The organism is Ensifer adhaerens, from assembly GCF_001270265.1.
Lineage (GTDB): Bacteria > Pseudomonadota > Alphaproteobacteria > Rhizobiales > Rhizobiaceae > Ensifer > Ensifer adhaerens_B.
The window spans coordinates 26,233-52,482 of record NZ_LGAP01000031.1; the positions used below are offsets into that span (position 1 = coordinate 26,233).

The 26,250-nt window shown below is 63.4% G+C and carries 31 protein-coding genes and 1 pseudogene; 18 read left to right on the plus strand and 14 right to left on the minus strand.

Translation table 11 applies throughout. From position 1 onward, the window contains the following. Positions 1–163: 163 nt before the first annotated feature. The 4 genes from AC244_RS28900 to AC244_RS28915 all read right to left on the minus strand — a co-directional run bounded on the left by AC244_RS28900 (position 164) and on the right by AC244_RS28915 (position 2,601). Positions 164–1,021 (minus strand): sigma-70 family RNA polymerase sigma factor, encoded by an 858-nt coding sequence (locus tag AC244_RS28900; protein WP_053252272.1) that lies wholly within the window; start codon positions 1,019–1,021, stop codon positions 164–166. After that, a complete protein-coding gene (locus AC244_RS28905) occupies positions 1,021–1,479 on the minus strand; it encodes a carboxymuconolactone decarboxylase family protein (protein ID WP_053252273.1) in 459 nt (152 codons plus the stop codon). Before AC244_RS28905 ends, AC244_RS28900 begins: the two co-directional genes overlap by 1 nt. A 187-nt stretch (positions 1,480–1,666) precedes the next feature. Then, the gene (locus AC244_RS28910) at positions 1,667–1,969 is read right to left on the minus strand and encodes an AzlD family protein (RefSeq protein ID WP_053252274.1); all 303 of its coding nucleotides are present in this window, start codon (positions 1,967–1,969) and stop codon (positions 1,667–1,669) included. Beyond that, positions 1,966–2,601, minus strand: coding sequence for an AzlC family ABC transporter permease (locus AC244_RS28915; protein ID WP_414735963.1), 636 nt, complete (start codon positions 2,599–2,601; stop codon positions 1,966–1,968). Before AC244_RS28915 ends, AC244_RS28910 begins: the two co-directional genes overlap by 4 nt. A gap of 259 nt (positions 2,602–2,860) precedes the next feature. Between AC244_RS28915 and AC244_RS28920 the strand changes: the two genes are divergently transcribed. Then, on the plus strand, positions 2,861–3,325 hold the full coding sequence (locus AC244_RS28920; protein WP_152976153.1) for an Lrp/AsnC family transcriptional regulator: 465 nt from the start codon (positions 2,861–2,863) through the stop codon (positions 3,323–3,325). A 40-nt stretch (positions 3,326–3,365) separates the two neighbouring features. On the opposite strand, the gene AC244_RS28925 is transcribed toward AC244_RS28920, so the two are convergent. Then, entirely contained in the window at positions 3,366–3,629 is a 264-nt protein-coding gene (locus AC244_RS28925) for a hypothetical protein (protein WP_053252276.1), read from the minus strand. Between the two features lie 174 nt (positions 3,630–3,803). Here AC244_RS28925 and AC244_RS28930 point away from each other — a divergent pair, with 174 nt between their 5' ends. From AC244_RS28930 to AC244_RS28950, 6 genes are all read left to right on the plus strand, one after another. Then, the gene (locus tag AC244_RS28930) at positions 3,804–4,784 is read left to right on the plus strand and encodes an ABC transporter substrate-binding protein (RefSeq protein ID WP_053252327.1); all 981 of its coding nucleotides are present in this window, start codon (positions 3,804–3,806) and stop codon (positions 4,782–4,784) included. A 119-nt stretch (positions 4,785–4,903) separates the two neighbouring features. Then, the gene (locus tag AC244_RS28935) at positions 4,904–6,595 is read left to right on the plus strand and encodes an ABC transporter permease (protein ID WP_053252277.1); all 1,692 of its coding nucleotides are present in this window, start codon (positions 4,904–4,906) and stop codon (positions 6,593–6,595) included. Further along, positions 6,583–7,623, plus strand: coding sequence for an ABC transporter ATP-binding protein (locus tag AC244_RS28940; protein ID WP_053252278.1), 1,041 nt, complete (start codon positions 6,583–6,585; stop codon positions 7,621–7,623). Before AC244_RS28935 ends, AC244_RS28940 begins: the two co-directional genes overlap by 13 nt. A 46-nt stretch (positions 7,624–7,669) precedes the next feature. Continuing rightward, positions 7,670–7,978 (plus strand): hypothetical protein, encoded by a 309-nt coding sequence (locus AC244_RS28945; RefSeq protein ID WP_053252279.1) that lies wholly within the window; start codon positions 7,670–7,672, stop codon positions 7,976–7,978. A gap of 91 nt (positions 7,979–8,069) precedes the next feature. Then, positions 8,070–8,327, plus strand: a complete 258-nt coding sequence (locus AC244_RS38950; RefSeq protein WP_082367237.1) for a BrnA antitoxin family protein — start codon at positions 8,070–8,072, stop codon at positions 8,325–8,327. A 55-nt stretch (positions 8,328–8,382) separates the two neighbouring features. Continuing rightward, a complete protein-coding gene (locus tag AC244_RS28950; protein WP_152976155.1) occupies positions 8,383–8,898 on the plus strand; it encodes a hypothetical protein in 516 nt (171 codons plus the stop codon). On the opposite strand, the gene AC244_RS36845 is transcribed toward AC244_RS28950, so the two are convergent. Further along, positions 8,876–9,103 (minus strand): hypothetical protein, encoded by a 228-nt coding sequence (locus tag AC244_RS36845; RefSeq protein WP_152976156.1) that lies wholly within the window; start codon positions 9,101–9,103, stop codon positions 8,876–8,878. The two genes, AC244_RS28950 and AC244_RS36845, sit on opposite strands and share 23 nt — an antisense overlap. A 211-nt stretch (positions 9,104–9,314) precedes the next feature. Here AC244_RS36845 and AC244_RS28955 point away from each other — a divergent pair, with 211 nt between their 5' ends. From AC244_RS28955 to AC244_RS28965, 3 genes are all read left to right on the plus strand, one after another. Next, entirely contained in the window at positions 9,315–9,923 is a 609-nt protein-coding gene (locus tag AC244_RS28955) for a glutathione S-transferase family protein (protein ID WP_053252281.1), read from the plus strand. A gap of 641 nt (positions 9,924–10,564) precedes the next feature. Continuing rightward, positions 10,565–11,605, plus strand: a complete 1,041-nt coding sequence (gene ftsZ, locus AC244_RS28960; protein WP_053252282.1) for a cell division protein FtsZ — start codon at positions 10,565–10,567, stop codon at positions 11,603–11,605. A 146-nt stretch (positions 11,606–11,751) separates the two neighbouring features. Next, entirely contained in the window at positions 11,752–12,525 is a 774-nt protein-coding gene (locus tag AC244_RS28965; protein ID WP_234717057.1) for a nucleotidyltransferase domain-containing protein, read from the plus strand. 152 nt (positions 12,526–12,677) lie between these two features. On the opposite strand, the gene AC244_RS28970 is transcribed toward AC244_RS28965, so the two are convergent. Both AC244_RS28970 and AC244_RS28975 read right to left on the minus strand, forming a co-directional pair. Further along, positions 12,678–13,658 (minus strand): mechanosensitive ion channel family protein, encoded by a 981-nt coding sequence (locus AC244_RS28970; RefSeq protein WP_053252283.1) that lies wholly within the window; start codon positions 13,656–13,658, stop codon positions 12,678–12,680. Further along, positions 13,655–14,923 carry a hypothetical protein gene (locus AC244_RS28975; RefSeq protein WP_053252284.1) on the minus strand — a complete coding sequence of 423 codons (1,269 nt, stop codon included), beginning with the start codon at positions 14,921–14,923 and terminating at the stop codon, positions 13,655–13,657. The genes AC244_RS28970 and AC244_RS28975 overlap by 4 nt, the downstream gene beginning before the upstream one ends. On the opposite strand from AC244_RS28975, the gene AC244_RS37280 reads away from it, so the two are divergent. Then, positions 14,922–15,098: a hypothetical protein gene (locus AC244_RS37280; RefSeq protein ID WP_161807910.1), complete on the plus strand. Its 177-nt coding sequence runs from the start codon at positions 14,922–14,924 to the stop codon at positions 15,096–15,098. The genes AC244_RS28975 and AC244_RS37280 overlap by 2 nt on opposite strands. Here the strand turns inward: AC244_RS37280 and AC244_RS28980 are convergent. After that, positions 15,083–15,856, minus strand: a complete 774-nt coding sequence (locus AC244_RS28980; protein WP_053252285.1) for an SDR family oxidoreductase — start codon at positions 15,854–15,856, stop codon at positions 15,083–15,085. The genes AC244_RS37280 and AC244_RS28980 overlap by 16 nt on opposite strands. Before the next feature lie 138 nt (positions 15,857–15,994). Between AC244_RS28980 and AC244_RS28985 the strand changes: the two genes are divergently transcribed. Next, positions 15,995–16,897, plus strand: a complete 903-nt coding sequence (locus AC244_RS28985) for a LysR family transcriptional regulator (protein WP_053252286.1) — start codon at positions 15,995–15,997, stop codon at positions 16,895–16,897. Between the two features lie 100 nt (positions 16,898–16,997). On the opposite strand, the gene AC244_RS28990 is transcribed toward AC244_RS28985, so the two are convergent. Beyond that, entirely contained in the window at positions 16,998–17,690 is a 693-nt protein-coding gene (locus tag AC244_RS28990; RefSeq protein ID WP_053252287.1) for a helix-turn-helix transcriptional regulator, read from the minus strand. A gap of 9 nt (positions 17,691–17,699) precedes the next feature. Further along, positions 17,700–18,122 (minus strand): ester cyclase, encoded by a 423-nt coding sequence (locus AC244_RS28995; RefSeq protein WP_053252288.1) that lies wholly within the window; start codon positions 18,120–18,122, stop codon positions 17,700–17,702. Positions 18,123–18,672: 550 nt separating this feature from the next. Between AC244_RS28995 and greA the strand changes: the two genes are divergently transcribed. Continuing rightward, on the plus strand, positions 18,673–19,155 hold the full coding sequence (gene greA, locus AC244_RS29000; RefSeq protein WP_053252289.1) for a transcription elongation factor GreA: 483 nt from the start codon (positions 18,673–18,675) through the stop codon (positions 19,153–19,155). A 159-nt stretch (positions 19,156–19,314) separates the two neighbouring features. On the opposite strand, the gene AC244_RS29005 is transcribed toward greA, so the two are convergent. Then, positions 19,315–20,253 (minus strand): transporter, encoded by a 939-nt coding sequence (locus AC244_RS29005; RefSeq protein WP_234717058.1) that lies wholly within the window; start codon positions 20,251–20,253, stop codon positions 19,315–19,317. A 248-nt stretch (positions 20,254–20,501) separates the two neighbouring features. Between AC244_RS29005 and AC244_RS29010 the strand changes: the two are divergent. From AC244_RS29010 to AC244_RS29035, 5 genes and pseudogenes are all read left to right on the plus strand, one after another. Beyond that, positions 20,502–20,793: pseudogene (locus tag AC244_RS29010) on the plus strand (GreA/GreB family elongation factor); the annotation flags it as partial. Between the two features lie 580 nt (positions 20,794–21,373). After that, a complete protein-coding gene (locus tag AC244_RS29020; protein ID WP_053252292.1) occupies positions 21,374–21,814 on the plus strand; it encodes a hypothetical protein in 441 nt (146 codons plus the stop codon). 397 nt (positions 21,815–22,211) lie between these two features. Next, positions 22,212–23,318 (plus strand): endonuclease/exonuclease/phosphatase family protein, encoded by a 1,107-nt coding sequence (locus AC244_RS29025; protein WP_053252293.1) that lies wholly within the window; start codon positions 22,212–22,214, stop codon positions 23,316–23,318. Positions 23,319–23,320: 2 nt separating this feature from the next. Then, positions 23,321–24,055, plus strand: coding sequence for an NUDIX hydrolase (locus tag AC244_RS29030; RefSeq protein WP_053252294.1), 735 nt, complete (start codon positions 23,321–23,323; stop codon positions 24,053–24,055). Between the two features lie 48 nt (positions 24,056–24,103). Beyond that, positions 24,104–24,889 carry an ATP-grasp domain-containing protein gene (locus AC244_RS29035; protein WP_053252295.1) on the plus strand — a complete coding sequence of 262 codons (786 nt, stop codon included), beginning with the start codon at positions 24,104–24,106 and terminating at the stop codon, positions 24,887–24,889. Positions 24,890–25,067: 178 nt separating this feature from the next. Here AC244_RS29035 and AC244_RS29040 read toward each other — a convergent pair whose 3' ends face one another. Both AC244_RS29040 and AC244_RS29045 read right to left on the minus strand, forming a co-directional pair. Further along, entirely contained in the window at positions 25,068–25,598 is a 531-nt protein-coding gene (locus tag AC244_RS29040) for a GNAT family N-acetyltransferase (protein ID WP_053252296.1), read from the minus strand. A gap of 169 nt (positions 25,599–25,767) precedes the next feature. Continuing rightward, positions 25,768–26,100 (minus strand): hypothetical protein, encoded by a 333-nt coding sequence (locus AC244_RS29045; protein ID WP_152976158.1) that lies wholly within the window; start codon positions 26,098–26,100, stop codon positions 25,768–25,770. Between the last annotated feature and the right edge of the window lie 150 nt (positions 26,101–26,250).

Consider the following 26,250-nt stretch of genomic DNA (forward strand, 5'->3'; position numbering starts at 1 on the left):
CCCCCGCAGCAACGAACACAGGGATGCTGCGACGTCTACCTCGGGCGAGACCCGGTCGAGCCGCATCCCATCTGACAGCGGTTCCCGAGCTTGGATCCTTTCATTGTTTCATTGAAACTTTGAAATGATCCAACTCTTTGAAACGACGCAATTGCGGACGGATCTAATGCAGATGCCCCAGCTTGTCGGGGTTGCGCACGATATAGATCGCCACGACCTTGCCGTCCTCGATCTCGAGCGCGGTCGATTGCAGCTCGCCGTCGGCCTCGCGGGTGACGAAGCCGGGCAGGCCGTTGATGAAGCCGGCGCGCACCAGCGTCGAGCCGTGTTTCTTGAAGAGAGCGGCCAACTGTTCGTGCACCTTGATGACGGCATCGAAGCCGAGGATCGGTCGCATCGCGGCGGAGCGCTTGCCGCCGCCGTCGGCGTGGATGCTGACATCGGAGGCCAGCATGGCGCCGAGCGCCTTCAGGTCGCCGCTGCGCGAGGCCGTGAAGAAGGCTTCGGCCAGTTCGACGCCGCGCGCCTGTTCGACGTGGAAGCGCGGCCGCGCCTCGCGGACATGGGTGCGGGCGCGGGCGGCCAGTTGCCGGCAGGCGGCCGGGTCGCGCTCGATCGTCGCGGCGACTTCCTCGAAGCTAAGGCCGAAGACGTCGTGCAGCAAAAAGGCAGCGCGCTCGAGCGGCGACAGGCGCTCCAGAGCGAGCATCAGGGGCAGGGTGACGTCGTCCTCCGGCTCCTCCTCGACGACCGGGTCGGGAAGCCAGGGGCCGACATAGGTCTCGCGCTGGCGGCGCGCCGATTTCAATTGATCGAGGCAGAGCCGGGTGACGGTGCGGCGCAGGAAGGCTTCAGGCTCGCGCACCTCCGAGCGGTCGGCCCCCATCCAGCGGATGAAGGCCTCCTGCACCATGTCCTCGGCGTCGGCGACGGAGCCGAGCATGCGATAGGCAACGCGCATGAGTTTTGGACGCAGCGGGTCGAAACCCGCCGCTGCGTCCTCCTTTGCGCTGCCCGCCATCAGGCGACAGCCTTTGCCGCTGCCGGCTCGACCCAGAGGCCGAAGCCGACGGCCAAGCGGTTCCAGCCATTGATGACGTTGATCATGAGCGTCAGCTTCACCTGTTCCTCCTCGGTGAAATGGTCCTGCAGAGCCTGACGGGCGCTTTCGTGGGTATGGCCCTCCGACAGGCGAGTCAGCGCCTCGGTCCAGCCTAGCGCGGCGCGCTCGCGTTCGGAATAGCAGGGGGCTTCCTGCCAGGCCGACAGCAGGTAGATGCGCTGCTCGGTCTCGCCCTTGGCGCGCGCTTCCTGCGTGTGCATGTTGATGCAGTTGGCGCAGGCGTTGATCTGCGAGGCACGGATCTTGACGAGTTCGATGAGATCAGGCTCCAGGCTGGCGGCGATGGTCATCGAGACGCTGGTCCAGCTCTTCATCAGTTGCGGGGCAGCGGCGAAAAGGTCGATCTTGGCAGTCATGGTTCCGTTTCCTTTCGTTGGTTCCGACATCATGACGAGACAGAAATCTCCCCTGTGACATCGGGGCCAAATTTTTTTTACGGGGCGAGCCGGGCGCTGGCTCGCGCAGGTCGGTATCGGGTGGGCGGCCTGTCGCACATCAGGCCAGTCCAGCTTCTGACCCTAGAAGCGGGGCGTCCAAAACCTGTCAGCCGCCCAACACATGTCTCAGTACGCCGGCGGAGGCGATCGCGACGAGGACCGTGGGCAGGATGGGGAGCCTGGTCGCCGCCATGAGCGTGATGAACAGCGCCAGCAGATCCGCAGGCCGCCCGCTGACGAAATCCGGCGCGATCACCGTGATGAGAACGCAGCCCGGGGCACTTTCCATCACCGTGCGCAGCCGTGGGCTGAGCGTGCGGTTGCGCAGGAACAGATAGCCGCCGATACGCGTCAGATAGGTGACGGTTGCCATGAGGATGATGGCGGTAAGATAGAGCGGATCGATCATTGGTTTCGTGCCAGCAAGAAGGCGGAAAGCACGCCTGAGAGCGCACCGGCCGGAACATACCAGGCGCCGGGAATGACGATATGCACGGCGCCGGCCGCCACGAGGCTGACAAGCCAGGGCAGAGCAGCATTGGGTCCTTTCCACATGCCGGCGAGCATGACGAGGAAAACCGCGGGGAAGGCCATATCGAAGCCATAACGGGTGATGTCGCCGAGCAGCGGGCCGGCGAACGCGCCGATGGTGGTGAAGACGACCCAACTGACGTAAAGGCCGAACGCCACACCGAAGAAGTAACCGAGGCTCAGCTTCCCTCCGGCCTTTTTGGCGTCGGCGAGCGCCATCGCCCAGCTTTCGTCGCACATGAAGAACAGCGCCATCAGCGCCTTCCGGCGCGGCAGGTGCCGGAGGAGCGGAGCCAATGTCGCGCCCATCAGCAGGTGCCGGCTGTTGACGAGAAAGGTGATCGCCACGATCAGGAGAATGTGTGGCGGCGACGTCCATAATTCCACCGCCGCGAATTCCGATCCACCGCCGAAATTGAGCCCGGTCATCAGAGGCACCTCAATGACGCTGAAGCCCTTCTCTGCCGCCTGGGCGCCCAACACCAGCGCGAAAGGCACGAAACCGAGCATGACGGGAACCGAATCTCTCAGCCCCCGCCAGCCCTCGGAGCCTCGGGCCAGCCATGGCCTTGTGTCGGCCGAACTAAAATCAGTCACCTCTAGAACCTCGTCCATCGAACGGAAATTTCCGGCGCCTACGCGTTTCGGCGGGCGTCGATCTCAAGGCCGGCAAGATAATCCAGGCGAGGAAGGTTTTGGTTGCGTATTCGGTACCGATTGCCGATAATCTGGCATCCAATGCCAACAAATAGAAGCATGGCGGTGCGTTATGCCAATGAAGCTCGATATGATCGATCGCGCGATTCTGCGCATCCTGCAGCAGGAGGGAAAGATCCAGAATACGGATCTGGCGGCGCGTGTCGGATTGTCGCCGTCGCCGTGCCTGCGACGCGTCAAGATGCTGGAGGATGCCGGCTTCATTCATAAATACGTCGCCATCGTCGACGCGGCGAAACTCGACATGGGCTTCACGGTCTATGCCCGGGTATGGCTGACCGGCCAGGACGAGGAGACGGTCGGCCCCTTCGTCGAGGCCGTCAGGAAACTGCCGCAGGTGGTTGGCTGTCACCTTATGGCGGGCGATTGCGATTTCCTGCTGAAAGTGATGGCGCCGGACCTTGAAGGCTACCGGCAATTCCAGATGGAGCATCTGGGCCGCATCAAAGGCGTTCGCAACATCAAATCGGAAATCCCGATGCAGAAGATCAAGGAATCGTGGGAGGTCCCCATCTGACCACGCCCTGGCTACCCGCGATCCACGCGGTCGGCGGAGCCTATTCGGCGGCAGGTTGGCTGCGGCGTTCCAATATGGATTGAAACAGATCGGCCTGGCGCTCGGCGGCGAGGCGAATTTTCTTGAGCTGCCCGAGCATCGAGCCGAAGGCCGCAAGCGCGACGCCTACGCCGATGGCGGGCGATGCAGACTGCAGGGCAAGGATAATGCCGACCGAGCCGAAAGACGGCACGGTGACGCGCAGCGCGATCGCCAGCGATACGACGATGACCACCGCGCCGGCAATTTTCAGAAAAGTGTCCATGGCAGTTCCTCCACTCGCATGCCGTGCAAGCTTTCTCGGTCTGCGCGTCTTGTCAAGGGAGCGTGCGGTCTCCCGGTGAGGGAGCGCGACAGGGGGCTTGCCGTTCTGGCCTGTCACACCCCTGTAAAACATCGGCTCTAAGGCTCGGCGCCATCTTGAACCGAGGATATGCCGATGAAATCGTTTGTTTCCGTCGTTGCCGGTGCGCTTGTCGCCTCGCTGCTTTCCACCGCCGCCTTTGCCGAGAGCCTGGTGCTCTATACGAGCCAGCCGAACGAGGATGCGCAGGCGACGGTCGATGCCTTCAAGGCGGCCAATCCCGGCGTGGAAGTCGAATGGGTGCGCGAGGGCACGACCAAGATCATGGCCAAGCTGATGGCCGAGATCGAGGCCGGCAACCCGGTTGCCGACGTGCTTCTGATCGCCGACACGGTGACGATGCAGCGCCTGAAGGAAGCAGGCCAACTGCTTGCCTACAAGTCGCCGGAAGCGGCGCACTACGACGCCTCCCTCTATGATGCGGACGGCGCCTATTATTCCACCAAGATGATCACCACCGGCATCATCTACAACACCTCGGCTTCGACCAAGCCGGCTGGCTGGCAGGATTTGACCAAAGCTGACGCCAAGGGCCTGGTGACGATGCCGAGCCCGCTGACCTCGGGTGCGGCCCTGATCCACGCACAGACGCTTACCGGCATCGACGGCCTCGGCTGGGATTATTACAAGGCGCTCGCCGAAAACGGCGCGACGGCTGCCGGCGGCAATGGCGGCGTGCTGAAGGCTGTTGCCACCGGCGAGAAGGCCTATGGCATGATCGTCGACTTCATGGCGATCCGCGAAAAGGCCAAGGGCGCACCGGTCGAGTTCGTCTTCCCGGCGGAAGGCGTGTCCGCCGTCACCGAGCCGGTCGGCATCCTGAAGACCGCCAAGAATGCCGAGGCCGCCAAGAAGTTCGTCGACTTCCTGATCTCCGAAGAGGGACAGAAGACCGCTGTGAAGATGGGCTACATCCCGGCACGCAACGGCGTGGCGCTGCCTGAAGGTTACCCGGCGCGCGAGACGATCAAGGTTCTGCCGATCGACGCAGTGGCGGCCGTGAAGAATTCCGACGCCGACCTCAAGACCTTCTCCGGCATCTTCGGCACGAACTGATCGCCTGAATGTCCGAACAGGGTGAAACCATGCGCAGCCGGCACCGCTGGCTGCGCTTTGCCATTGCGGGGGCAGGGCGTCAAAGCCGATTGGGGGCAAACCATCGAAGGTCGGGCCGAATGCGGCCGGGCGCTTCGCCCGCCGGCGAGCCGCGCTGGCTCGTGCCCTTCGTGCTCGCCTGCCTTTTCCTGCTCTGCGCGCTGCCACTTATCAGCCTCGCCAAAGCCGGCTTTGCGGGCCTGGTCAGTGGCAATTCCATCGGCGTGCTGACCGAGCCCGCGACCTATGCCGCGATCCGTAATACGCTGGTGACGGCGACCGGCGGCATGCTGATTTCGCTGGTGATCGGCGCGCTCTTTGCCTTTGCCGTGGCGCTCACCGATATCAGGGGCAAGCTGACCTTAAGCTTCGCCTTCATGCTGCCGATGATGATCCCGCCGCAGGTGACCGCACTTGCCTGGGTGGAAATGACCGGGCCGGCAAGCCCCCTTCTGAAGACGCTGGGCATTGCGCCGCCGCTCGGCAGCCCGCAGCCGCTCTATTCGCTCTTTGGCATTTCACTGCTTCTCGGCGTGCAGCACGCGCCGCTGGTCTTCCTGGCGCTGAAGGCGGGGCTGGCAGCCTCGCCGCGCGACGGGGTGGAGGCAGCACGGCTTTCCGGCGCTTCGCCGTTTCGCGTCTTCCTCGATATCGTAGCACCACTGGCCGCACCCGGGCTGATTGCCGGGGCGGCGATCGCCTTCGTCTCCGGCGTCGGCAATTTCGGCATTCCGGCGATCCTCGGCATTCCCGCGGGGATTTCGGTGCTGCCGACGCTGATCTATACGCGGCTCGCAAGCTTCGGCTCGGGCACCTTCGGCGAGATCGCGCTCATCTCCAGCCTGATTGCTGCGATCGCTGCGGCCGGGTTGATCCTGCAGCAGCGGGCGCTGGCGGGCAGGGACTACCGCATCATCGGCCTTTCCGGGGCCAATGCCGCCTTTTCGCTCGGGCGGTTTCGTGTGTTTGTCGAGTTGGGCTTGGCGGCAATCCTCTTCCTGGTGCTGGTGGCGCCGCTCGCCGCACTGATCGCCAGTTCGCTGGTGCCGGCCTATGGCGTGCCGCTTAACTGGCAGACGGTGTCGCTTCGCGCTTATGAAGAAATCCTCTTTCGCCAGACGATGACGCTGAGCGCCTTTACCAATTCGCTGTTCCTCGCCAGTTCGGCGGCACTCGGGCTGCTCGTCGTTGCCGTGCCGGCCGCCTATCTCATGAACCGGCGCAAGGGTGTGCTTTCAAGCACGCTCGGCATCCTGATCGAGATCCCCTATGCGCTGCCCGGCATCGTGCTGGCGGTCGCCTTTATCCTCACCTTCGCAGCACCGCTGCCGATCCTCAACGTCTCGCTCTACGGCACCATCTGGATCATCCTGATCGCCTATTTCTCCTCGTTCCTTGCCGTCAGCCTGAAGCCGGTGATGAGCGCCTTCCTGCAGATGGACCCGTCGCTGGAGGAGGCAGCAAGGCTCTCGGGCGCCGGCTTCTTCAGGCGCATGCGCGACGTCATCCTGCCGCTGGTGGCGCCGGCGGCGGGCGCCTCGATCATCCTCGTCTTTCTGATTGCCGCCAACGAGCTGACGGTCTCGGCGCTCTTGTGGTCGGCGGGCACGCAGACGCTGGGGGTGGCGATCTTCAATCTCGACGACAGCGGCTCTTCCGATCTGGCCTCGGCGCTGTCGGTGCTGGTCGTCATCCTGGTGATGGCGCTGATGGGGGCGCTGGAAACCCTTGTAAACTATCTTCCGGAAGGCGTGCTGCCGTGGCGCAATTGATCCTCAATCACCTGACCAAGGATTTCGGTGGCGGCCGTCCGGCCGTCTCCGACGTGTCGCTGACGGTGCGTGAAGGCGGCTTTCTGGCGCTGCTCGGCCCATCCGGCTGCGGCAAGACCACGGTGCTGCGCATGATCGCCGGCTTCGAGCAGCCGACTGACGGCTCGATCAACTATGGCGAGCGCCGGCTATCGGATGCCTCGCGGGCGCTGCCGCCGGAAAAGCGCAACATGGCGATGGTGTTCCAGTCCTACGCGCTCTGGCCGCATATGACGGTGGCGGAAAATGTCGGCTATCCCCTCAAGGTGCGCGGCATTTCCGGCGAGACTTGGCGCAGGCGGGTGGGCGAGGCGTTGGCGCTGGTCAAGCTCACCGATTACGCCGAGCGCCGGCCGGCAGCCCTTTCCGGCGGGCAGCGGCAGCGGGTGGCGCTGGCGCGCTGCCTGGTGACGTCGCCCGACGTGGTGCTGCTCGACGAGCCGCTCGCCAATCTCGACCAGCATCTGCGCAAGTCGATGGAGGAGACGTTCCGCATCTTCCATGAGCGCTCGGGCGCAACGATGGTCTATGTGACGCACGACCAGTCGGAAGCGATGGCGCTGGCGACCGATGTCGCTGTCATGTCGGAGGGCCGGCTGGTGCAGCTGGCGCCGCCGGCCGAAATCTACGCCCGGCCGGAAGGCACGGTTGTCGGCGGGCTGATCGGCCGCGGCTCGATCCTGCGCCTGGCGCTGCCGGAGGGGGCGCCGAGGGCGCTGGAGTGGCCGATGCTTCGGGCCGCGCTTGATGGAGCGGTCAAGGCGGGCGCAGGCGAAGCGCCGGTGCACGAAGTGCTGGTACGGCCGGAGCATGTGAGTCTCGACGGTGAGGGAATTGCGCTTCGCGTGGCCTCCTGCACTTTCGAGGGCGAACGCTTCGCGCTCACGCTTTCGCTGCCCGATGGTCAGACGCTGAAAGCCTATGTTGAGAGGGCGGTGACGCCGGGCGAAACGGCGCACTTCGTCATCAACCGGGGCTGGCGGCTTTAAGGGCGCTCGCCTTGGAAACGCCGTTGCGCGGTGCTATATCCAATGCATGGCTAAGAGTGTCAGGAATACAACGGGCAAAGTCAGTATCGGCAGAGATGCCGCGACGGGGCGCTTTGTTGTTACGAAGAAGGCTGGCTTGTCCGGCACCGTGCTGAGCCAGGGAAGGGGTGCCGCTTCGGAGAACCCCGAGAGCTTGTCGCCACCAGTTGCTGATCTGCGGCCGCAAACGGTTGTCGTGAAGCAGGGGCAACGGCCTGCGGCAGTCAGTGGCGATGAAACCTATGACATCTCGGTGAAGGCGGCCGAAGACGTTTTCGCCCGCTTTGATTGGACACTCGCCGAACTCGCCAAATGAAGCCAATTGATCGCATCGAAGGCAAACCACCAACTTCCCAGGAAGCGTTCCATAAGCTCACGTTGAGCCCGCAGTAACTCCTTCGTCTGCCATCCCCCATGATCCGAAACAAAAGCGCCGCGGCCGCACTTCAACTGGGAAGACGGCGGTGAAGATACGGCTCTATCGCGATGTCCTGGATGCGTTGAAAGCGAAGGGCGATGGATGGCAGACCGAAGCGAACTCCATCCTGCGAAAAGGTCTCAGATTTTCGGGGGGTACAAGAATAATATCGGGGGTACAAAATTCCGCCCGGGTCTTCGCTGAACCAAAATTGGATTTTCCGTTAAAAGGCCACCGATCGCATTGAGGAAATGTCGACTATCTACCCCCTATTCAGCGTTGTACCTGAATGGAGTGGGCAAATGGCAGATGTAAAAAAAATCCTGAATTCTAATATCGAAAACCTCCAGCCTACATGGGTGATTACGGCCGTGTGCCTAGTCATCGTGTCGCTATTCGCGTGGCTGTTGGCGGAATGGTTCTACGGCATTTTTGGCACCACCACCCCTTACGTTCTGACGTTGGTTCCGGGGTTAATTTTTGCCTGGCTTTACGGCATCAAATCGAAAGATCAGCGAACAATCATCAAGTCCGTATTCGACACCTCGTGGAACATCTGGACTTTGATCGGCGCCGCGTTTTTGTTCCATGCCGCCGCGAGCATCAAGAATCCTTTCGATGTGGAAAATATTGGCAATGATCTTTCCGGAGCGCTTCATGGTAGCAACCCTGCGCTGCTGAGTTTCGTTTTTGCTTGGGTGTATCCCACGGCTGTTGGCCGCGTGTTCATCCCTCTTTGCGACATTGTTTTGAAGCTGCGCGAGGCAAAGAAGCCTGCATCGGAGGACGCGGCTACTAGCGAAACGCTACCAGCCTAAGGTCGCGATCTCTGCACCAGTTCGGCAACATCTCAAGCAAACCATGGTCGCGGGCGTAGATTTCAAGACTGAATTTGCGCCCGTGGTGATACCGGGAAAGCGACCACAGATTACTCCAACGCTGATAGTTCGGCGCAAGGGCCGCTGTTGCCTGGCCGGCGGCAAGGAGGAGGGCGAGGCTGCAGAGGATCGAGCGTGCGGACATGGCGGGCTCCTGTTTGAAGCAGCCAAGCGCGGCTGGTGACGGCTTTCAACCACGTCTCTGCGAAACGCGCATTGAGGGGTGGTTCGCGAAAATTCGAGCACGGCGAAATGAACCATTGAGTTAAATAAAACCAGTTGCTATAAACAACTGGTGTTCCGCTTAGATGCGGTTGGGGAGACGAGGCGGCTGGCCTCAGCGACAGGAGGAAGCGATGAAACTCTATCAGGGCATGGGACCGAATTCGTACCGGGTGCGCATATTCATGGCGGAGAAGGGCATCGAAATACCGATGGTCGACGTCGATTTCGCCAAGGCGGAGCACAGGGCGCCGGCGTTCCTGGCGCTCAACTCGCTTGGCCAGATCCCGGTGCTGGAGCTGGATGATGGCACCATCATCACCGAGAGCGTCGCTATCTGCCGCTATCTCGAGGAGACGCAGCGCGAGCCGCAGCTTTTCGGCAGCGACGCCGTCAGCCGCGCCAAGGTGGAGATGTGGAACCGGCGCGCCGAACTGGTGATCTTCGGCACGATCGGCAATGTCGCGCTGCATTCCGATGCCTTCTTTAGGGAGAGGCTGACGCAATTTCCGGCCTTTGCAGAGACCGAGCGGCAGGCGGTGCCGAAGAAATGGGCCTGGCTCGACCGGGAGCTTGCTGACGGACGGCCGTTCCTTGCCGGCGAGGAATTCTCGATCGCCGATATCACCGCCGGCGTCTGCGCCTGGCTCGGCGACGTCTTCGGCATGGAAGTGCCTGATGATCTCGCCCATGTCCAGCGCTGGCTGGAGCGGGTGCGGGCGCGGTCGAGTTTTGAGGCTTAGGTAGGAGATTGGCGTTAGGAGGCGGAGCCGCCACCGTAGGCACCGCGATCGCTTGCGGCAACCCATGCAATCCGCCCCTCATCCCGCTGCCGCGACCTTCTCCCCGCTTGCGGGGAGAAGGGACTTTGCGGCACGCTCCGAGACACATTCGGCAGTAGGAATGGGCCAGGACGTGCAGGGAACTGGAGGGGGCCGCACCCTCGGTTCTCCCTCTCCCCGCCGGCGGGGAGAGGGTCGGGGTGAGGGGCAAGCCTGGCCGTTTGCGGGACCGCCAATGTATTGGACGTGATGTTTCCGAACGCCTCAGTGCGCCCGTTAAAGGCGAGCGACGAGCGCTACGTGGCATCGCCACTGCCCAACCAAGCAAGAAGACGGCGGCTGCCGGCCTGATCTGGGGCTCATGGCCGGAGTTCGGGGCGGCTTATGCAAGCCATTGATCCGGCTTCCTATTTCTTTCCTTGGGTTCACGCGATTGACACACTGAATTCCCGTCTGAACGGCAAGCGACAAATGATGTGTGGAAAGTGGCCTTAGCCTTTTCTCTTGCCTTCTCCGTGGCTTTTTTCAATTCCTAAAATAACAGCTGCCCGATTCGCGCCGATCCGTTGTTTTTGGCGGCGTTCGCCCTAGGAGACAAAGCCATGAACGATTTGAAGAAGCCCACGATCACCGAAATGCGCCCGAAGATCACCGTCATCGGTGTCGGCGGCGGTGGCGGTAACGCCATCAACAACATGATCACCGAAGGGCTTCAGGGTGTCGATTTCATCGTTGCCAACACGGACGCGCAGGCGCTGGCGATGTCGAAGGCATCGCGGCTGATCCAACTCGGCGCCCATGTGACCGAGGGTCTCGGCGCCGGCTCGCTGCCGGAAGTCGGGCGGGCGGCCGCGGAAGAATCGATCGACGAGATCATGGACCACCTCGGCGGCACGCATATGTGTTTCGTCACCGCCGGCATGGGCGGCGGCACCGGCACCGGTGCGGCCCCGGTGATTGCGGCAGCTGCCCGCAAGGCCGGCATCCTGACGGTCGGCGTCGTCACCAAGCCGTTCAGCTTTGAAGGCAAGCGCCGCATGCAGACGGCCGAAGAGGGCGTCGAGCGCCTGCGCGAGGCCGCCGATACCGTCATCGTCATCCCCAACCAGAACCTCTTCCGCATCGCCGATGCCAAGACCACCTTTGCCGATGCTTTCGTGATCGCCGACCGCGTGCTCTATTCCGGCGTCGGCTGCATCACCGACCTGATCGTCAAGGAGGGCCTGATCAACCTCGACTTTGCCGACGTGAAGTCGGTGATGAAGGGCATGGGCCGGGCGATGATGGGCACCGGCGAGGCGACCGGCGAAGGCCGCGCGCTGATGGCTGCGGAAGCGGCAATCGCCAACCCGCTGCTCGACGAAGTGTCGATGCGCGGCGCCAAGGGCGTGCTGATCTCGATTTCGGGCGGCATGGACATGACGCTGTTCGAAGTCGACGAAGCAGCCACCCGCATTCGCGAAGAAGTCTACGACGAGGCTGACATCGTCGTCGGCTCGATCTTCGACCGCACGCTCGACGGCACCTTCCGCGTCTCGGTGGTGGCAACCGGCCTCGACGGCCAGCGCAACGCCGCCGACCCGGCGGGCTCTGCGGCGACCGCCGGCCAGCCCGGCCAGGCGCCGACGCGCACGCTGCAGTAACGGTTCCGCATCGCGCGCTGCCAGGTCAAGGTCGCGCCGGCGCGTTCTGCCTTTCGTTCAAAATCCTCCCGTGCGATGACAGCCGCGGGGGGATTTTTTGCTTTATGGATGAGACGGGCATAACGGACGCGGAAAGAGGCGGGCACGTGGGTTTCGCCGAAGACGAGGCAAAGGCCGAGCAGCGCGTGCGGGCGGTTGGCACGGCGGAAACGATCGTGAGCGAGCGCTACCCCGACGCGCTGTTTGCCATTGCCGCCGGCTCCATCCTGCGCGGCGAGGGCACGCCATCTTCCGATATCGATCTGGTGGTGCTGCACGAAAGCTTGAGCAATGCCTGGCGCGAGAGCTTTGCGGCCGGTGGATTTCCGGTGGAGGCCTTCGTCCATGATTTCGAGACGCTGAACTGGTTTGTCGATCAGGATATTGCCAGCGGCTATCCTGTGCTTCTCGACATGGTGGCGGGCGGGACGGTTGTCGGCCGGGATGTCGATCGTGGCGTGGCGCTGCAGGTCGAGGCAAAAGCAATGCTTACGCGCGGGCCGGGCGATCTCGGCGCCGGGCGGCGCGACGTGCTGCGCTACCAGATCACCGATCTGCTCGACGACCTGAGGGACGTGCGTCCGAATGCGGAGATGCGGGCGATTGCTGCCGCACTTCACCAGCCGCTTTGCGACCTGGCGCTTCTCGGGCGCGGCCATTGGTCCGGCAAGGGCAAATGGCTGCCGCGGCTTCTGCAGCGCATTGACCCCGCGCTGGCGCAGCGTTTCGACGACGCCTTCCGGTTGGCCGGCGAGGGGCAGCCAGATGCGCTGGTGGCGCTCGCGCGGGGCGAACTTGAGCGCCAGGGCGGACCGCTGTTTGATGGTGATCGCCGCGATGCGCCGCAGGCGGCGCGGCGGCAGGGTGGGCTTTCAGGCTAGAGCAATGCCAGGAAAAGTGTGAAACGGTTTTCCGTCCGGAATTGCGTTACTTCAACGAGCTAGATCATTTCACTGTTTCATCGAAACAGTGAAATGATCTAGCGCTCTTTTTCTGGGTGGGTGCCGGCGGGCGTCGTCTGGCCGCCGGGTGCCTATGTCTCGGCGGCCGCTTCCGGTTCGATCGGCTTCGTCGCGAGCCTCGCATTGGCCGCTGCCGCTTCGGCGTCGCTCAGTCCACCGGGGCCGGAGCGCACGGTGACGGCGTTGGAGGCGAGGCTGAGGCCGGCCTCGCGCAGCGCCGGCAGCAGCCGTTTCATTGCTTCGCGCTGCAGGATGCTCGGATTGCCCGGGCGGGCGGTGAATTTCAGCCGCACCACCAGCGAGTTTTCGGTGACATCCTGGATGCCCTGCATCTTCAAGGGTACCAGGAATTCCGGCCCGAGTTCCTCGTCTTCCAGCATGGCAAGGCCGACCTTCTTGATGGTCTTGCGGATCTTTTCCGGATCGTCGTCGCGCTCGAATTTCAGCTCGAATTTCACTGTGCTCCAGTCGCGGCTGTAGTTGGTGACGGCCTGCAGCTGGCCATAGGGAATGGTGTGGATCTGGCCGTTCTGGTGGCGCAGGCGCAGCGAGCGGAGCGAAATGCGCTCGACGGTGCCCTTGAGCTTGCCGGTGTCGACATATTCGCCGACGCGAAATGCGTCGTCGGCGATGAAGAAGATGCCGGATACCACATCCTTTACCAGCGTCTGCGAGCCGAATGACAGCGCCAGGCCAAGCACGCCGAAGCCGGCAAGCAGTGGCGCGATATTGATGCCGAGCGCCGAGAGCACGATGAGGCTGGTGACGGCGAAGATGCCGCCGAAGACGAGATTGCGAATGAGCGGCAGAATGGTCGAGAGCCGGCTTGCCTGATGGATCTGCGCCTCGTCCTCGGTCTCGCCGGGCATGGAGACGCGGGCGGTGGGCGCGAAGGCCTCAAAACTGCGCCAGAGGAAGCTGCAGATCACCCAGCTGGCGACGACGGCGAGGCTGATGCGCTCGAGAATGACGATCCAGCCGACGGCAGCCGTGGTATCGCCCTGGGTCATGATCGGCCGCCAGAGCACGACGATGATGTGCAGCCCGATCAACCACACGGCGCCGGCAAGGGCGGTCTGTACGCTGCCGGTGATGGCCAGGTGCAGCGGCGAGGAGGCGGGCGGGCGCCGGCGGTCGGCGGCGGGGCCCGCCCGCGAGGGGGTGCCGGAGGCGGGGGTGGGGAGGCCGGGGAGGGTGGCCCGCGTCGGGCCCCCGGCAAAGCCCCCTGAGGGCTGTTGGGAGTGCCGGCGACGATGCAGCCCATCAGCCAGAGCACCAGCGCGCTCAACGCATAGAATTCCGGGACGACGAAGGCGATGGCGCGGCGGACCGGACCCGGCGCATCGCCGGCGAAGAGATTGCGGATATCGGTGCGGCCGGCAATGAACCAGTAGAGCTTCACGAGTGTCAGCGCGGTGACGCCGATCAGGAACCAGCCCTCGATGGCTGCGGGCTCCAGGGCGCGTTCGCTGGCGAAGCGTACGCTGGCGCCGACGACGGCGCCGATGGCGCCATAGGCAACCAGCATGGCGAAATGGAAACGTGGCCGGGCGATGGGCAGCAACCGCGTCTGCGGCCGCGACGGGGCGAAGAGAAAGCGGCCGCAGACCGCATAGGCGGCCGTGGTGACGGCGACGGTTACCAGCGCACGGGCCAGCTCGTGCGAGGCGGTGCCGGGGGTGAGGAGGAGCCTAAGCGTCGCATGCGCGACGCCTGCGAAGATGACGAGATGGATGATGTCGAGACCCAGCCGCACCAGCGAAGCGCGGACGCGGTGCAGCACGTCGACGATGGCGAAATGGCCGCCGACGAGACGGCGGAAGACAAAGCTGAGCAGGCCGGCGGCGGCGAGCCCGGCGAGAATGGCCGTCAGCGCCACGGCGGTGGCGGACAGGACCGACCACCCCTCGGCGCGTACGCTGGCCGCGACATCGCCCATGACCGCAGCGATCGCCGAGGTGCCGTTCAGGCCCATCTGCAGGCCATTGACGAAGCGATCCGTCAGTCCGTCGAGCGCATCGTCGGCTGCGGGCAGCGGGGGCTGCGTTGCGGTAGCGGCCTCGGCGGTGGTGGCGTCTGTCGGCGCCTTTGGTGTGGCGTCTGGCGCATCGCGCCATTCGACGATGACCGGCCGACCGGAAGCGGCAGCGGCCCGCAATGTGCTTTCGATCTCGTCGCTTGTCTGGCCATGGGTGAGAATGACGGTGATGGGCGCAGGCGGCGTCTGCGCATGGGCGTAGAGCGGCTGAAGGAGCATGAGGAGAAGGGCAAGGAGTGCAGCAGGCAGGCGAGGCGACGAGGGCAGGAAAAACGCCATGAAATCCATCCGTGAAGCGCTGAGGCGATGGATACCGCAGCAGGCCGACCGGCCGGCCTGCGCCGCCGGCAGCGGCGGCGGAGCAGGGCGGCTCTTCTATGAGGCTATTGCGAAATTCCTGTCCTGTCGACGGGCGGCAGCGGCACCGCCCCCTGCCGGTCATTTCGTGGTGTAGCCGCCGTTGACGAGGATGGTCTGGCCGGTCATCCACCAGCCGTCGGACACGAGGAAGCGGATGAAGGGCACGATGTCCTCGATGTCGGTAAGGCCGGTGGTGGAGAATTTCGACAGTGCCGAGGCGGTCTTGTGATAGGCGACCGCATCGGCGCCTTCGGCGGGATAGAAGAAGGGCGTGTCCATCGGTCCCGGGCCGATCGCCGTCACCGAGATGCCGCGATCGCCGAATTCTTTTGCGGCGGCGCGGGTGAAGTGCTCGACCGGCGCCTTGGTGCCGGCATAGGCGGCGTAAAACGGCGTGAAGGCGCCGAGCAGCGATGTGACCAGCGTGCAGACCTTGCCGTTGTCGCTCACATTTTTGCCGGCTTCCTTCAGGAAGAAGAAGGCGGACTTGGAATTGACCGCGGTCATCTCGTCATACTCGGCCTCGGTGATGTCGACGAGCGGCTTCTTCAGCACCTTGCCGACGGTGTTGACGGCGATATCGATGCCGCCGAGCGCGGCCTTGGTATCGGCAAAGAGCTTCTCCATCGCGCCGGCGCCGGTCAGGTCGGCCTGAAAGGCGAAGGCGCTGGCGCCGGCCGACTTGATCGCGGCCACGGTCTCTTCCGCGGCTGTTCTGGTTGCGGCGCTGTTGTAATGGATGGCGACGGCGCGCGCGCCCTGTGAGGCGAAATCGCGCGCCAGCAAACCGCCGAGGTTTTTCGCGCCGCCGGCGATGAGAACGGATTTACCCCTGATGCTGTGATCGGTCATGGCCAGAACCCTTTCGGTGCTTGAAGGGCCGCCCGCTGCGGCCGTCTTTCCACCCGAAGCATATCGTCGGTCTCCCTGTTATAAAGCCGCCGTCCGTGACATAACCTGTCAGGAATTCCGAACAATGAGTGGCTGATCATGGACCGGATCGAGCTCTTTCGCATTTTCACCCGCGTCGTCGATTGCGCCAGCTTCACCCGCGCCGCCGACACGCTGGATATGCCGCGCTCGTCGGTCTCGGCGGCGGTGCAGGCGCTGGAGACCCGGGTCGGGACGCGGCTTTTGCACCGCACCACCCGCAAGGTCTCGCCGACCCAGGATGGTGCTGCCTTCTATGTGCGCTGCATGCGGCTGATCGCCGATGTCGAGGAGACGGAAAACCTGTTTCGCCAGGGAGAGGATGGGCCGACCGGCCGGCTGCGCGTCGACCTGCCGAGCCGGATCGGGCGGCTGATCGTCGCCCCTGAACTCGCCACCTTCCTTGAGCGCTATCCCGGCATCGACGTCGATCTGGGCATGACCGACCGGGCGGTGGACCTGATCGAGGAGAGCGTCGATTGCGCGCTGCGGGTCGGGCCGCGCAGCGATTCTGCCCTGATCGCGCGGCCGCTCGGCAACCTCAAGCTCGTCAATGTCGCAAGCCCCGGCTATCTCGCCCGATACGGCACGCCGCAAAGACCTGAAGGTCTCACCCGGCATCTCGCCGTCAACTATGCATCGCCGTCAACCGGCCGGGTGGAGGAGTGGGAGTGGATCGAGGGTGGCGAGACACGGACAGTCGCGATGGCCGGCCGCGTCACGGTCAACAGCGCCGAGGGCAGCATCGCCTGCTGCCTGGCGGGGCTCGGCCTCATCCAGATCCCGGCCTATGACGTGAAGGCGCATCTGGAGGCGGGAGACCTCGTCGAGGTCATGCCCTCCCACTGCGCAGCGCCGATGCCGCTGGCGCTGCTTTCCCCGCACCGCCAGCACCTCTCCCGCCGCTTCCAGGTCTTCGCCGACTGGCTGGAGGGACTGATGCGGCCGTTGCTTGCCGCCTGATCGGGCGCGGGGAGGGTAAACTTGGGGCTGTTTCAGGAGGGGGCCGCGAGGTCGACGAGCGGCAGTTTCGTCGGGCGCGGCTGATGCGCCGAAGAGGCTCTCATAATCTGCGACTTGGCTTCCCATCCTGCTTCAAGAAATCTTCGGCGGTTCGCCCCGGCTCTGCGGTGAAGGGCTCGTCCAGTGCGCGGAAGTCCGACATCCGATCAATCCGGAAGACGCGAAAGCCGTCGCGCGTCTCGCACCATGCCGCAAGCAGCCAGACCTGACCATAAAACGCCATGATGAGCGGGCGAACCCGCCGTTCGCTCATCCTGCCTTCGAGATCGTGATAGGCGAAGTGCACCTTGCGCTTTTCCCGAATGGCGCGCCGCAACGCAGCCTGATCGATGCTGATCGGTTGGCGCGCAGGTTCGACAGGCGTCCAGAGATTGACCAGGTCGAGTTGCCGGCCGAGGGCGTCGGGTACCACTTCTCCGATCTTGTGCAGGGCGCTGGCTGCGGCTTCCGCCAATTCCGGATCGGCCCAGGATTGAACGATGCGTGTTCCCAGAAGCAGCGCCTCGATCTCGTTTTCATTGAACATCAGCGGCGGCAGATCGAAGCCGGGTCGCAGGATGTACCCGACGCCGGCTTCTCCCTCGATCGGGACGCCACGCGAAACCATGTCGGCGATATCGCGGTAGACCGTCCGTTCGGACACCTCCAGAAGGGCTGCAAGGTCAGCCGCTCTCGTCGCCTTTTTCCGGCGTAGTATCTGGATGATCTCGAAAAGACGGTCAGCGCGGCGCATGCAAGGGGTTTACGCGACCATCACGCGGCTCGTCCAGCGCGCTTGCGCGACTGCATCGGGCCATGTCGAGCCGAGCGGCTGCATCGAAAGCCACGTTTCGGCGAGTTTGCCGCCTTCGACCCTGTAGGATTGAATGCCTGCACGACTGCGGGGCTCGCCTGTTGCGACATCGGTCCATTTGAAGGCAAAACGAAACCAGGCGCTCTTGCCCTGAAATGCGTGATCATAGACGGCGACGTGGATATCGGGCCTCTCAAGCCGGACCTTGGCGATCTCGGCCGCATAGGCATCGCGCGCCACCGTGCGGGAGCCTCCTTCGTCGTGCCGGATATAGTGTTCGCACACGCAGTCCGCCACCAGATCGTATTGTCCCTCGTGCCACACCTTCTCCCAGCGATCGAACAGGGCGGTTAGCTCGGTATTGTCTGTCATCTCTACTCTTTCCGGGTTGGTTGGTCGTGTGTCGCTTGGGGCGCGGTCGCCCCTCACGTCGGCGATGACACTACAACGGGGCTCCTGACAGCGTTCTGTCAGGAGAATGTCAGGAGCTCGAACTATCCACGGACGATCATACGGGAGTTGTCTGGCGCGAGAGGAGCCAGGCTGGCGGCGCTACTCTATCCGCGCCGGCAGCATCTCTCGCGTGCTGCCGGGTTTGCGCGAATTGGACAGCGTCGCTGATGTTGCCGCCGGTTGCGGGGTGAGCGCGTCGTGGCCTTCTTCGGACACCAGCAGAGTTCAGCGGAGCTGGATCGCCATGGTCAAGGCGGAGACCGGGATGAGATCAATCGCCGGCACGCGACGCTTCTGACGCCGTTCTTGTCCCCGGCGAACGGGTGATGTCGTAGAATGCCGGGTGACCGTCGCGCGGCGATGGGGCAATATCGACGTTTGCTGTTGTCATTCCGAGCGCGCCTGCCAGACGGTGGGCTTTCGCCCGGATGCAGTGTAAGAGCCGACCGCGTCTAAACGGAGTTCGATCGTGAGCGTTGCCTTCACCAAGGAAGAAAGTGCCGAAACCGCGGCGGAAACCCTGCTGCCCGACCGCCCGGTTTCGCCCCATCCCAACCTTGTCACCGAAGCGGGCCTGAAGGCGCTGGAATTGCAACTGCGAGAGGCGCGAGAGGCCTATGATGCGACCAGCACGATCGAAGACGTGAACGAGCGCCGACGCCAGGCGGCGGGCCCCTTGCGCGATCTGCGTTACTTCGCCGAACGCCTGCACACGGCCCAGCTCGTCGCCGCCCCGGCCTCGACCGACATCGTCGCCTTCGGCAGCACCGTCACCTTCAGCCGTGACGACGGCCGGGTGCAGACCTATCGCATCGTCGGAGAGGACGAGGCGGACCCGAAGGCTGGCTCGATTTCCTACGTTTCGCCGGTGGCACGGATCCTGATGGGCAAGGCCGTCGGCGATGTGGCCGAAGTGGGCGGGCAGGAGCTGGAGATTACGGGGATTTCGTAACACGCCGACGCGCCGGCCCATCGGCGCGACAGCGTCGTCTCGCGTGAAAGCCTGACTCGGGAGTTACGGTCCTGGCAACGTCGTCATCGCTGCCGGACGAGCAGACCGCTTCCTGTCGCCTCCGATCGATCGAGGGCGTTCAGTGCGCAGGAACGCTCATCACTCCGTGCGTTTGGCCGCAGGCGAGAACGCCAGCGTCAACCACACGTTCCAACCTTCGGCGCGGTTCTTGGCGCCGAACTCGTAATAGCCTTTGAGATTGACGTATCCGTCGGCCGCGTCGCTGGCCTGGAACTTGTAGCCGACTTGCGGACCGATGCCAAAGACGCGCGTCTTGAAGTCGCCCAGTGTCGCGCCTGCGCCACTGTCTCCTGTGAGCTGTTGGAAGGCATAGCCAACCACACCCACATGCACATGTTCGTTGAGAAACTGCGAGGCGGCCCAGTCGATGTGTCCGTCGATGCCGTTCTTGTAGTCGGTATCCGGATTCTCGAAATTGTAGGTCAGGCCGCCGACGATCGAAAACTCGCGGCCAGTGCCGGGATCGAGATAGGTGTAGCCGACGCCGCCATCAACGGCCGCATGACCGAGACCCAGGTTCGCAAGCCGGTCGGGGTCGTAGGACCCGACGGGGATATCGCCCGTGACATAGGTCATGTAGTTGTTGACGCCGTCGTTCCACTTGAGTGAGAACTGCGGGAAAAGATCGCCAAATCCGGTGATGGCCTCGCTACGGCTTCCCGAAACAGTTCCTCCGCCGGGACCGGTCAACGTCGCGTCCACTGAGGCGGAGCTGCGGCCTGCGATCGCAAGCAGGCTGAAGGCGGCCTGTCCACCCAACAGCGGCTCTTCGAAGGTATATGTCGGGCCGAACGCGAAGAGGTTGCCGCGGCCGTCGACACCGACATCAATCTGGCCGCCGCGCGGAAACCGTGCGTTTGCTCCGCCATCTGCCGAAAGATGAAGATAAAGGGAGGCAAAGGACCAGCCCGGTTGCGTCGGCACGGCCGCGAAGCTGCCTTGCAGGCCAGGAAGCCAGAAACTCAGCCCGCCTTCGTCGGCGTGTGCCGGTGACGTGGCGACGGCAGCCAGAAGCACCGCAGCGTACCCCAAACGAGCAGCGTATCCGCAACTCGATTTCGTCCCCCGCCAGTATTGCATCCAGACGTTCCCCCGAGCGATTCTGATCGCGACAAACATACATGAGGGGATGGAAGAGGGAACCGATGTTTGGTGAGCGATATCGAGACTTTGGCTGACGAACGGCAAGTATTTCTCTTGCCGGCTTGGCAGCCAGCACTTGCTCTGCAACCGGCAGATCCAAACCAAGGTGTCGACATCCGCTCCGGCAGGCGGCAGGGCCCTTGCGCGATCTGCGCTATCTTGCCGAACGGGCGCACACGGCCCAGCTCGTCGCCGCCCCGACCTCGACCGACATCGTCGCCTTCGGCCGCACGGTCACCTTCAGCCGCGACGACGGCCGGGTGCAGACCTACCGCATCGCCGGAGAGGACGAGGCGGACCCGAAGGCAGTCGATCTCCTCCGTTTCGCCGGTGGCAGGGGTCCTCATGGGCAAGGGCGTCGGGGATGTGGCATCTGTGGGTGGGCAGGAGCTGGAGATTACGGGGATTTTGTAGGGTGGGGCGTTTTGCCTGACCATCCGTTGCCATCATCCTTCGTGTCGCTTGCAAGTTTTTACCAACAGGCTAGGCGCTGGCGTGGTTGCCGGGAAAGTATAATGGCGATCCAATTCCGGCGGTCGGCTTTCGGGCCCGAAGCGGACATTAACGGTCGGATCAATGAAAGAGTGGTTTGCGCCCCCATGTCGGCCGTAGAAGTCGATTTTGACGTTGCCCGGAAGCAGACATCTCCTGTGACCGCGCTGTACGTGGCGTCGCGACGAGCCTCCGAGCACATCTCAGCAACGCGGTCAAAGGTTGTGGGTTGTTAAATGTTTACAGCTTTGCGCATCCCCTCGCTTTCGTGGCTCTAGATTTCGTGCAGGCAATCCTGAGTCAGCCGAGCGTTGGCTGCCACCGGCCCTGCCACCGAGACTATGTTTGCCATCCGCCTCGTTTCGTGGCGGCCTTCTCGCAGCCGGATTCTGGCCGCGTGCTTGGAACTAATGACGGGCGAGACTGTTTCAGCTGAGACTTTGGCATGACGCTGACGTGCCCTCCTGGCTGGGTAAGCCTCGATTTTGAGGAGACTCGCATCATGAAGATTTCGTCCAGATTTCGTTCAGTCGCGGCTGCGGTTATCGCTGCAGCAGGAATCAGCTTTGCCGGCTCCGCGCATGCCGACAGCGGTACGATCAGCTTCTCAGTCTACAAGGCTGCCTTCTTTGTGGGTGGTTCTGGAGGCGAGGGCACGCTGACCTTCCATGGTCGCCGCTATCCCATCTCTGTCGGCGGCATCTCGGGCGGCCTCGCGTTCGGGGCTTCTAAGACCTATTTCCATGGTACCGTTCGCCACATTCGCCGCGCCCGAGATGTGACGGGGGTCTACGGTGCGGCAGGCGGTGGCGGCGCGCTCGGCAAAGGGGCCCAGGTGATCGTCATGACCAATGACAAGGGCGCCCAACTCGAGCTCTCAGGCAAGCAGGTAGGCCTGCAAGTTAACGCCGATCTCAGCGGTATTGCCATCACGGTGAAGTAAGGGTCGTCGCTCCGTTCGTCGTCCCTGCAGTCGGCCCACTACGCTGAATACAAAGGTCGGCTTTCAGCGCTACCATCTAGGAAGCGGCCGTTCCACTGTCGGCCCCAAATCGGTCACCCATCTAGCGGGAGCCGACGTCTGCTTCTGGCGCAAAGCTGTCGTTAGTAGCAGCGTCAGGCAAGTGGCCGGAGTGCATTGGTAGGAAGGCCGCATTCCGGTGGGTGCTGATGAGGAAGCGCGGCCACGTGAGTCCCACATACCCGACTACTAGCTGCACGCAAGTCATTGACCCTGGCTTCTTGCAAAGTGATGTCCTCGCGCACCCCCCGCCAAATCACCCTCGACATTTGCGCTTCAATGCCTAATCTCCGCGGCAATTCAGTCATGGAATTGCTTGATGTCCCTTCGACTTGCCACCTTCAATATCGAAAATCTCATGAGCCGCTTCGACTTTTCCGGCTTTCGCAATCAGCTCAAGCAGGACCGGGTGCTGAGGCTCTTCGATGTGAAGACGGAGGCCGAGTATCAGCGGCTGGAGGAGGCGCGCACGATCGCGCATACGGACGATACGCGGCAGATGTCGGCGTTGGCGATTGCCGATTGCGATGCGGATATCCTCTGCCTGCAGGAGGCCGACAACATGGCGTCGCTGCAGGCCTTCGAATACAACTATCTCTTCCGCATGGTCGGCAATGGCTATCGCCAGAAATACCTGATCGAGGGCAATGATTCGCGCGGGATCGACGTGGCGGTGCTGATGCGCGAGGAAACGCGCGATGGCCAGCCGATCGAGTGCCTCGAGGTGAAGAGCCATGCGGGGCTGACCTATGCGGATCTCGATATCTTCAACGATGCGCTGGCTGCCACCAACCGGCCGAACGACCGGATCTTCAAGCGCGACTGCCTGGAGCTGGATTTGCGGATCGGCGGGCGGCCGCTGGCGCTCTATGTCGTGCATTTCAAATCCATGGGGCCGGCGCGCGAGGGGCTCGACGGGCGCCAGGCGACGATGCCGGTGCGCACGGCGGAGGCCAAGGCCGTGCGCCATATCATCGAAAGCCGGTTCGGCCACGGGCACACCGCCGACAAGATGTTCGCGATCTGCGGTGACATGAACGACTATCAGGAGAAGGTCGACATCCTCGGCGACCGGCGCAACGGCTACGAGTTCGTGCCGCGCGAGGAGGAGGAAAGCGCGCTCGACGTGCTGATATCAGACGGTTTTGTCGAAAACCCGATGCTGCGCCGGCCGGTGCTCGACCGCTGGACGCTGTTTCACAGCCGCGGGCCGCAGGAGCGACACCTCTGCCAGCTCGACTATATCTGGCTGTCGCCGGCGCTCGCCCGGCGCAATGAGGGCCGGATTCCGGAAATCATCCGCGGCGGCCAGCCCTTCCGCACGATCTTTCCGCCGGGGCAGGAGGTGGAGCGCTATCCGCGCACCGGCTGGGACCGGCCGAAGGCATCGGACCATTGCCCCGTGGCCATGACGCTGGACGTGTGACCATGGACGCTCTCGAAAGCAACCTTGCCCATTGGCCCGAGGAAGGCGCAATCCTGCCGATCTCCGGCGTCGATATCCGGGTCAAGGACGGCCCGCATCCCTTCCATCTGGATCAGGTGGATCAGGCGCAGGCGAACTGGCAGGCGGAGATTGCCGCCAATCCGCATCTCTTCGACGGGCAGATGGTGTTGCAGCGGGCGCTCCGGATCGAAGACGGCCGCGTGGTGGGTGAGGGGCATGTGGTGCCCTATTCGACCTTTCTGTGGTGGCGCAAGACCCGCACGAATGCCGCCTTCCACCTCTTCGCCATGCCGGTGATCGTGTCTTCCGACGGGGCTCTGATCCTGGTGCGCATGGGCTCGCACACGGCCAATCCGGCCCGGGTCTACAGCCCCTCCGGCTCGCTCGAGCCGGACGACGTGATCGACGGGCGCTGCGACATCGCGGGCAATATCCGCCGCGAGGCGCTGGAGGAGACCGGCATCGACCTCGACGCGGGCGTCGCGGAACCCGGCTACCACGTGCTGCACATGGGGCGGGCGGTGACGGTGTTCCGGCTCTACCGCGTGGCGGAAACGGCCGAAGCGCTGGTTGCAAGCGTTGCGGCCCATATCGCCGGCGATCCCGAGCCGGAGATCGACGAGGCGATCGCCATCTGGGGGCCGGACCCCGGGGCGCACAATTATCCGCCCTTCATCCTGCCGATCCTCACCTGGCTGTTTGACGGAAAGCGGTGATCCTGCGGACCATCGAGGGATGAACGCATGTAAAAGGCGGGGAATAGAATGCAGTGGCTCCTCCAGGAGTTCGAAGATACCAAGAAGCTGGCCGAGGCGCTCGACCAGCTCAAAATCTCCTGTACATGGCACAAGGTCGTGCCGTTCGTCGGCGAACTTATCCCCAAACCGATCGTGGCAGATCCAGATTCGGTGGTCATGTTCGGCTCCTACTCACTGTGGAAGAACGCCGAGGCAAACCGCTACCGGCCGGGCATGTTCAAGCTGCGCCCCTTCGTTCACGAGCCGGTGTGGCATCCTCACCTCCTCAACGGAGCCGATGCGCTGTTCCTGACCCTCCGGGACATCCCTGAGCGTCTGACTGACGATGGAAGGGAATGGTTCCTGCGCCCGGTCGACGACAGCAAGGAGGAGCCGGGCAACGTCAAATCTACCGGTGAGATCATCCGTATGGCGGGAAGGGTGCTTGCGCTTGATGAAGAGGAGATCCCGCAGGGATCGCTTCGCCATGACACGCTGCTGATGCTGACCCGGCCGGTTCGCATCACGTACGAATGGCGTGTCTGGGTCGTCGGCGGGCGGATTGTCACCTATTCGCTCTACAAAGAGGGATCGCGCGTCTTCTACCGCCCGACGATCGACGGGGATGCGCTGGAGTTTGCGCAGCGCATGGTGGATATCAATCCTGGCTATTCGCCAGCCTATGTAATCGATGTTTGCCGCACCGCAGAGGGACTGAAGCTCCTGGAGACGAACTGTCTCAACTCTGCCGGATTTTATGCCGCAGACCTTGTGAGGCTCTCCAGCGCGATCGACAGCCTCGTCCGCGATTGAAAGGTGGCAAGGCGGCAACCAGTTGGTCAAGCGTCGGGGGAGGCTGGGGATCGGCGGCATCCGGCGTGGAAGGTCGACGAGGCGTACGCCAGCGGCGGGAGCGCTGAGGCTGTGCTGAACGACGCTACAGGGCTTTAGGGGTATCGATTCCGATCTCAGAAATTGTGCGGCGGATCGCTCAGATTGAGCGACCCAGAACCTGCATGCTGTGCTGCTTCGTCCCGATGCGGACCGGCCCTGCGGTTCGAACCGAGGTGAAGCCTTGCCCTTCCCAGAAACGAAGTCCGGCCTCGTTCTCGGCGAAGACAGCGAGTTCCACGCAGTCGGCTCCTTGCGTCTTCAGCCAGCCGAAAAAATCGCCGCACAGGGTTTTCGCCACGCCTTGCCCGCGAACGGCCGGGTCGATCAGCAGAAGCGCGATCCACCAGGATTTCTCCTTCGGGTAATCGCGGTCGCAGGCGAGCATGCCGACGATGTCTCCTGTGGCCGACTTCAGGCCGAAGACGAACTTGTCGGCCTCGGTTCGGCCCGGGGGAAAGCTCTGAATTTCTTCGAGCACCACGGTGGCGTCAGGCAGGTGGCCGCGCTCCAGCACCACATAGTCCTGGCAGCTCTGATAAAGCGGCATCAGCCGCGGTGCATCCGCCTCGGTCAGCCCTTCGATTTCAAAGCCAGCGAGTGCGCTCGGGAAAGTCGTGGTCTTGTCCATCGCTCGCACATGGCATGGCGAAGCGATCGGTGCAATGGTCCCCGCGCGGGCGCGCCTGAGCATCCGCCGTCACGGGATCAAGGCCCGGGAAGCTGCCTTCGTGGTGTTCTCATCCGCATCACCAGCCTGTTGTCGGGATCGAAGACCTGACATCGCGCAGCATGCGGCGTCACGGTCGATAATGGCTGTTGCGCTTCTTTTCGGCGCTTCGGACCCAATACCGAAGAATGGTCGTGCCCAGGCAGGCGGCTGCGGCGGGATAGATCGGGGTCCACTGGCACAGCGCTCCGACGATGGCACCCACGTAGCTGGCGATTCCACAATAGACGACGATTGAAAACGACCCGAGATAAAACGAGTTGAAGCGGCGATAGTCCCGCAGGAACTCGGCCAATCCCCTGGCGAACGTTGACAACAGCCCCCGAGACGGTAGGCGTTGGACGCCGCGCAGCGCTTCCATCTCTCTGAGCTTGTCTAGTAGCCGCTTTGTTGTTCTGGGCATTTGTCGATGTTGACGGGCGTTGTGACAGGATTGCAGTCCAGATTATCGCGAGAGCGGTTTCGGCAAGGTAAATGCAACTCTCCCGCGTAGCCATTTCACTGCGCATGCGACCGCGATGGCGCCGAATGGGTGGGTGTTGGCTCGGATCAC

What these genes read in the sequence shown, in the direction of transcription:
- AC244_RS28900 (WP_053252272.1), bottom strand. Translation starts at nt 1,021, where the DNA reads ATGGCGGGCAGCGCAAAGGAGGACGCAGCGGCGGGTTTCGACCCGCTG.
- AC244_RS28905 (WP_053252273.1), bottom strand. Translation starts at nt 1,479, where the DNA reads ATGACTGCCAAGATCGACCTTTTCGCCGCTGCCCCGCAACTGATGAAG.
- AC244_RS28910 (WP_053252274.1), bottom strand. Translation starts at nt 1,969, where the DNA reads ATGATCGATCCGCTCTATCTTACCGCCATCATCCTCATGGCAACCGTC.
- AC244_RS28915 (WP_414735963.1), bottom strand. Translation starts at nt 2,601, where the DNA reads ATGCTCGGTTTCGTGCCTTTCGCGCTGGTGTTGGGCGCCCAGGCGGCA.
- AC244_RS28920 (WP_152976153.1), top strand. Translation starts at nt 2,861, where the DNA reads ATGCCAATGAAGCTCGATATGATCGATCGCGCGATTCTGCGCATCCTG.
- AC244_RS28925 (WP_053252276.1), bottom strand. Translation starts at nt 3,629, where the DNA reads ATGGACACTTTTCTGAAAATTGCCGGCGCGGTGGTCATCGTCGTATCG.
- AC244_RS28930 (WP_053252327.1), top strand. Translation starts at nt 3,804, where the DNA reads ATGAAATCGTTTGTTTCCGTCGTTGCCGGTGCGCTTGTCGCCTCGCTG.
- AC244_RS28935 (WP_053252277.1), top strand. Translation starts at nt 4,904, where the DNA reads ATGCGGCCGGGCGCTTCGCCCGCCGGCGAGCCGCGCTGGCTCGTGCCC.
- AC244_RS28945 (WP_053252279.1), top strand. Translation starts at nt 7,670, where the DNA reads ATGGCTAAGAGTGTCAGGAATACAACGGGCAAAGTCAGTATCGGCAGA.
- AC244_RS28950 (WP_152976155.1), top strand. Translation starts at nt 8,383, where the DNA reads ATGGCAGATGTAAAAAAAATCCTGAATTCTAATATCGAAAACCTCCAG.
- AC244_RS36845 (WP_152976156.1), bottom strand. Translation starts at nt 9,103, where the DNA reads ATGTCCGCACGCTCGATCCTCTGCAGCCTCGCCCTCCTCCTTGCCGCC.
- AC244_RS28955 (WP_053252281.1), top strand. Translation starts at nt 9,315, where the DNA reads ATGAAACTCTATCAGGGCATGGGACCGAATTCGTACCGGGTGCGCATA.
- ftsZ (WP_053252282.1), top strand. Translation starts at nt 10,565, where the DNA reads ATGAACGATTTGAAGAAGCCCACGATCACCGAAATGCGCCCGAAGATC.
- AC244_RS37280 (WP_161807910.1), top strand. Translation starts at nt 14,922, where the DNA reads ATGAAATCCATCCGTGAAGCGCTGAGGCGATGGATACCGCAGCAGGCC.
- AC244_RS28975 (WP_053252284.1), bottom strand. Translation starts at nt 14,923, where the DNA reads ATGGCGTTTTTCCTGCCCTCGTCGCCTCGCCTGCCTGCTGCACTCCTT.
- AC244_RS28980 (WP_053252285.1), bottom strand. Translation starts at nt 15,856, where the DNA reads ATGACCGATCACAGCATCAGGGGTAAATCCGTTCTCATCGCCGGCGGC.
- AC244_RS28985 (WP_053252286.1), top strand. Translation starts at nt 15,995, where the DNA reads ATGGACCGGATCGAGCTCTTTCGCATTTTCACCCGCGTCGTCGATTGC.
- AC244_RS28990 (WP_053252287.1), bottom strand. Translation starts at nt 17,690, where the DNA reads ATGCGCCGCGCTGACCGTCTTTTCGAGATCATCCAGATACTACGCCGG.
- AC244_RS28995 (WP_053252288.1), bottom strand. Translation starts at nt 18,122, where the DNA reads ATGACAGACAATACCGAGCTAACCGCCCTGTTCGATCGCTGGGAGAAG.
- AC244_RS29020 (WP_053252292.1), top strand. Translation starts at nt 21,374, where the DNA reads ATGAAGATTTCGTCCAGATTTCGTTCAGTCGCGGCTGCGGTTATCGCT.
- AC244_RS29025 (WP_053252293.1), top strand. Translation starts at nt 22,212, where the DNA reads ATGTCCCTTCGACTTGCCACCTTCAATATCGAAAATCTCATGAGCCGC.
- AC244_RS29030 (WP_053252294.1), top strand. Translation starts at nt 23,321, where the DNA reads ATGGACGCTCTCGAAAGCAACCTTGCCCATTGGCCCGAGGAAGGCGCA.
- AC244_RS29035 (WP_053252295.1), top strand. Translation starts at nt 24,104, where the DNA reads ATGCAGTGGCTCCTCCAGGAGTTCGAAGATACCAAGAAGCTGGCCGAG.
- AC244_RS29040 (WP_053252296.1), bottom strand. Translation starts at nt 25,598, where the DNA reads ATGGACAAGACCACGACTTTCCCGAGCGCACTCGCTGGCTTTGAAATC.
- AC244_RS29045 (WP_152976158.1), bottom strand. Translation starts at nt 26,100, where the DNA reads ATGCCCAGAACAACAAAGCGGCTACTAGACAAGCTCAGAGAGATGGAA.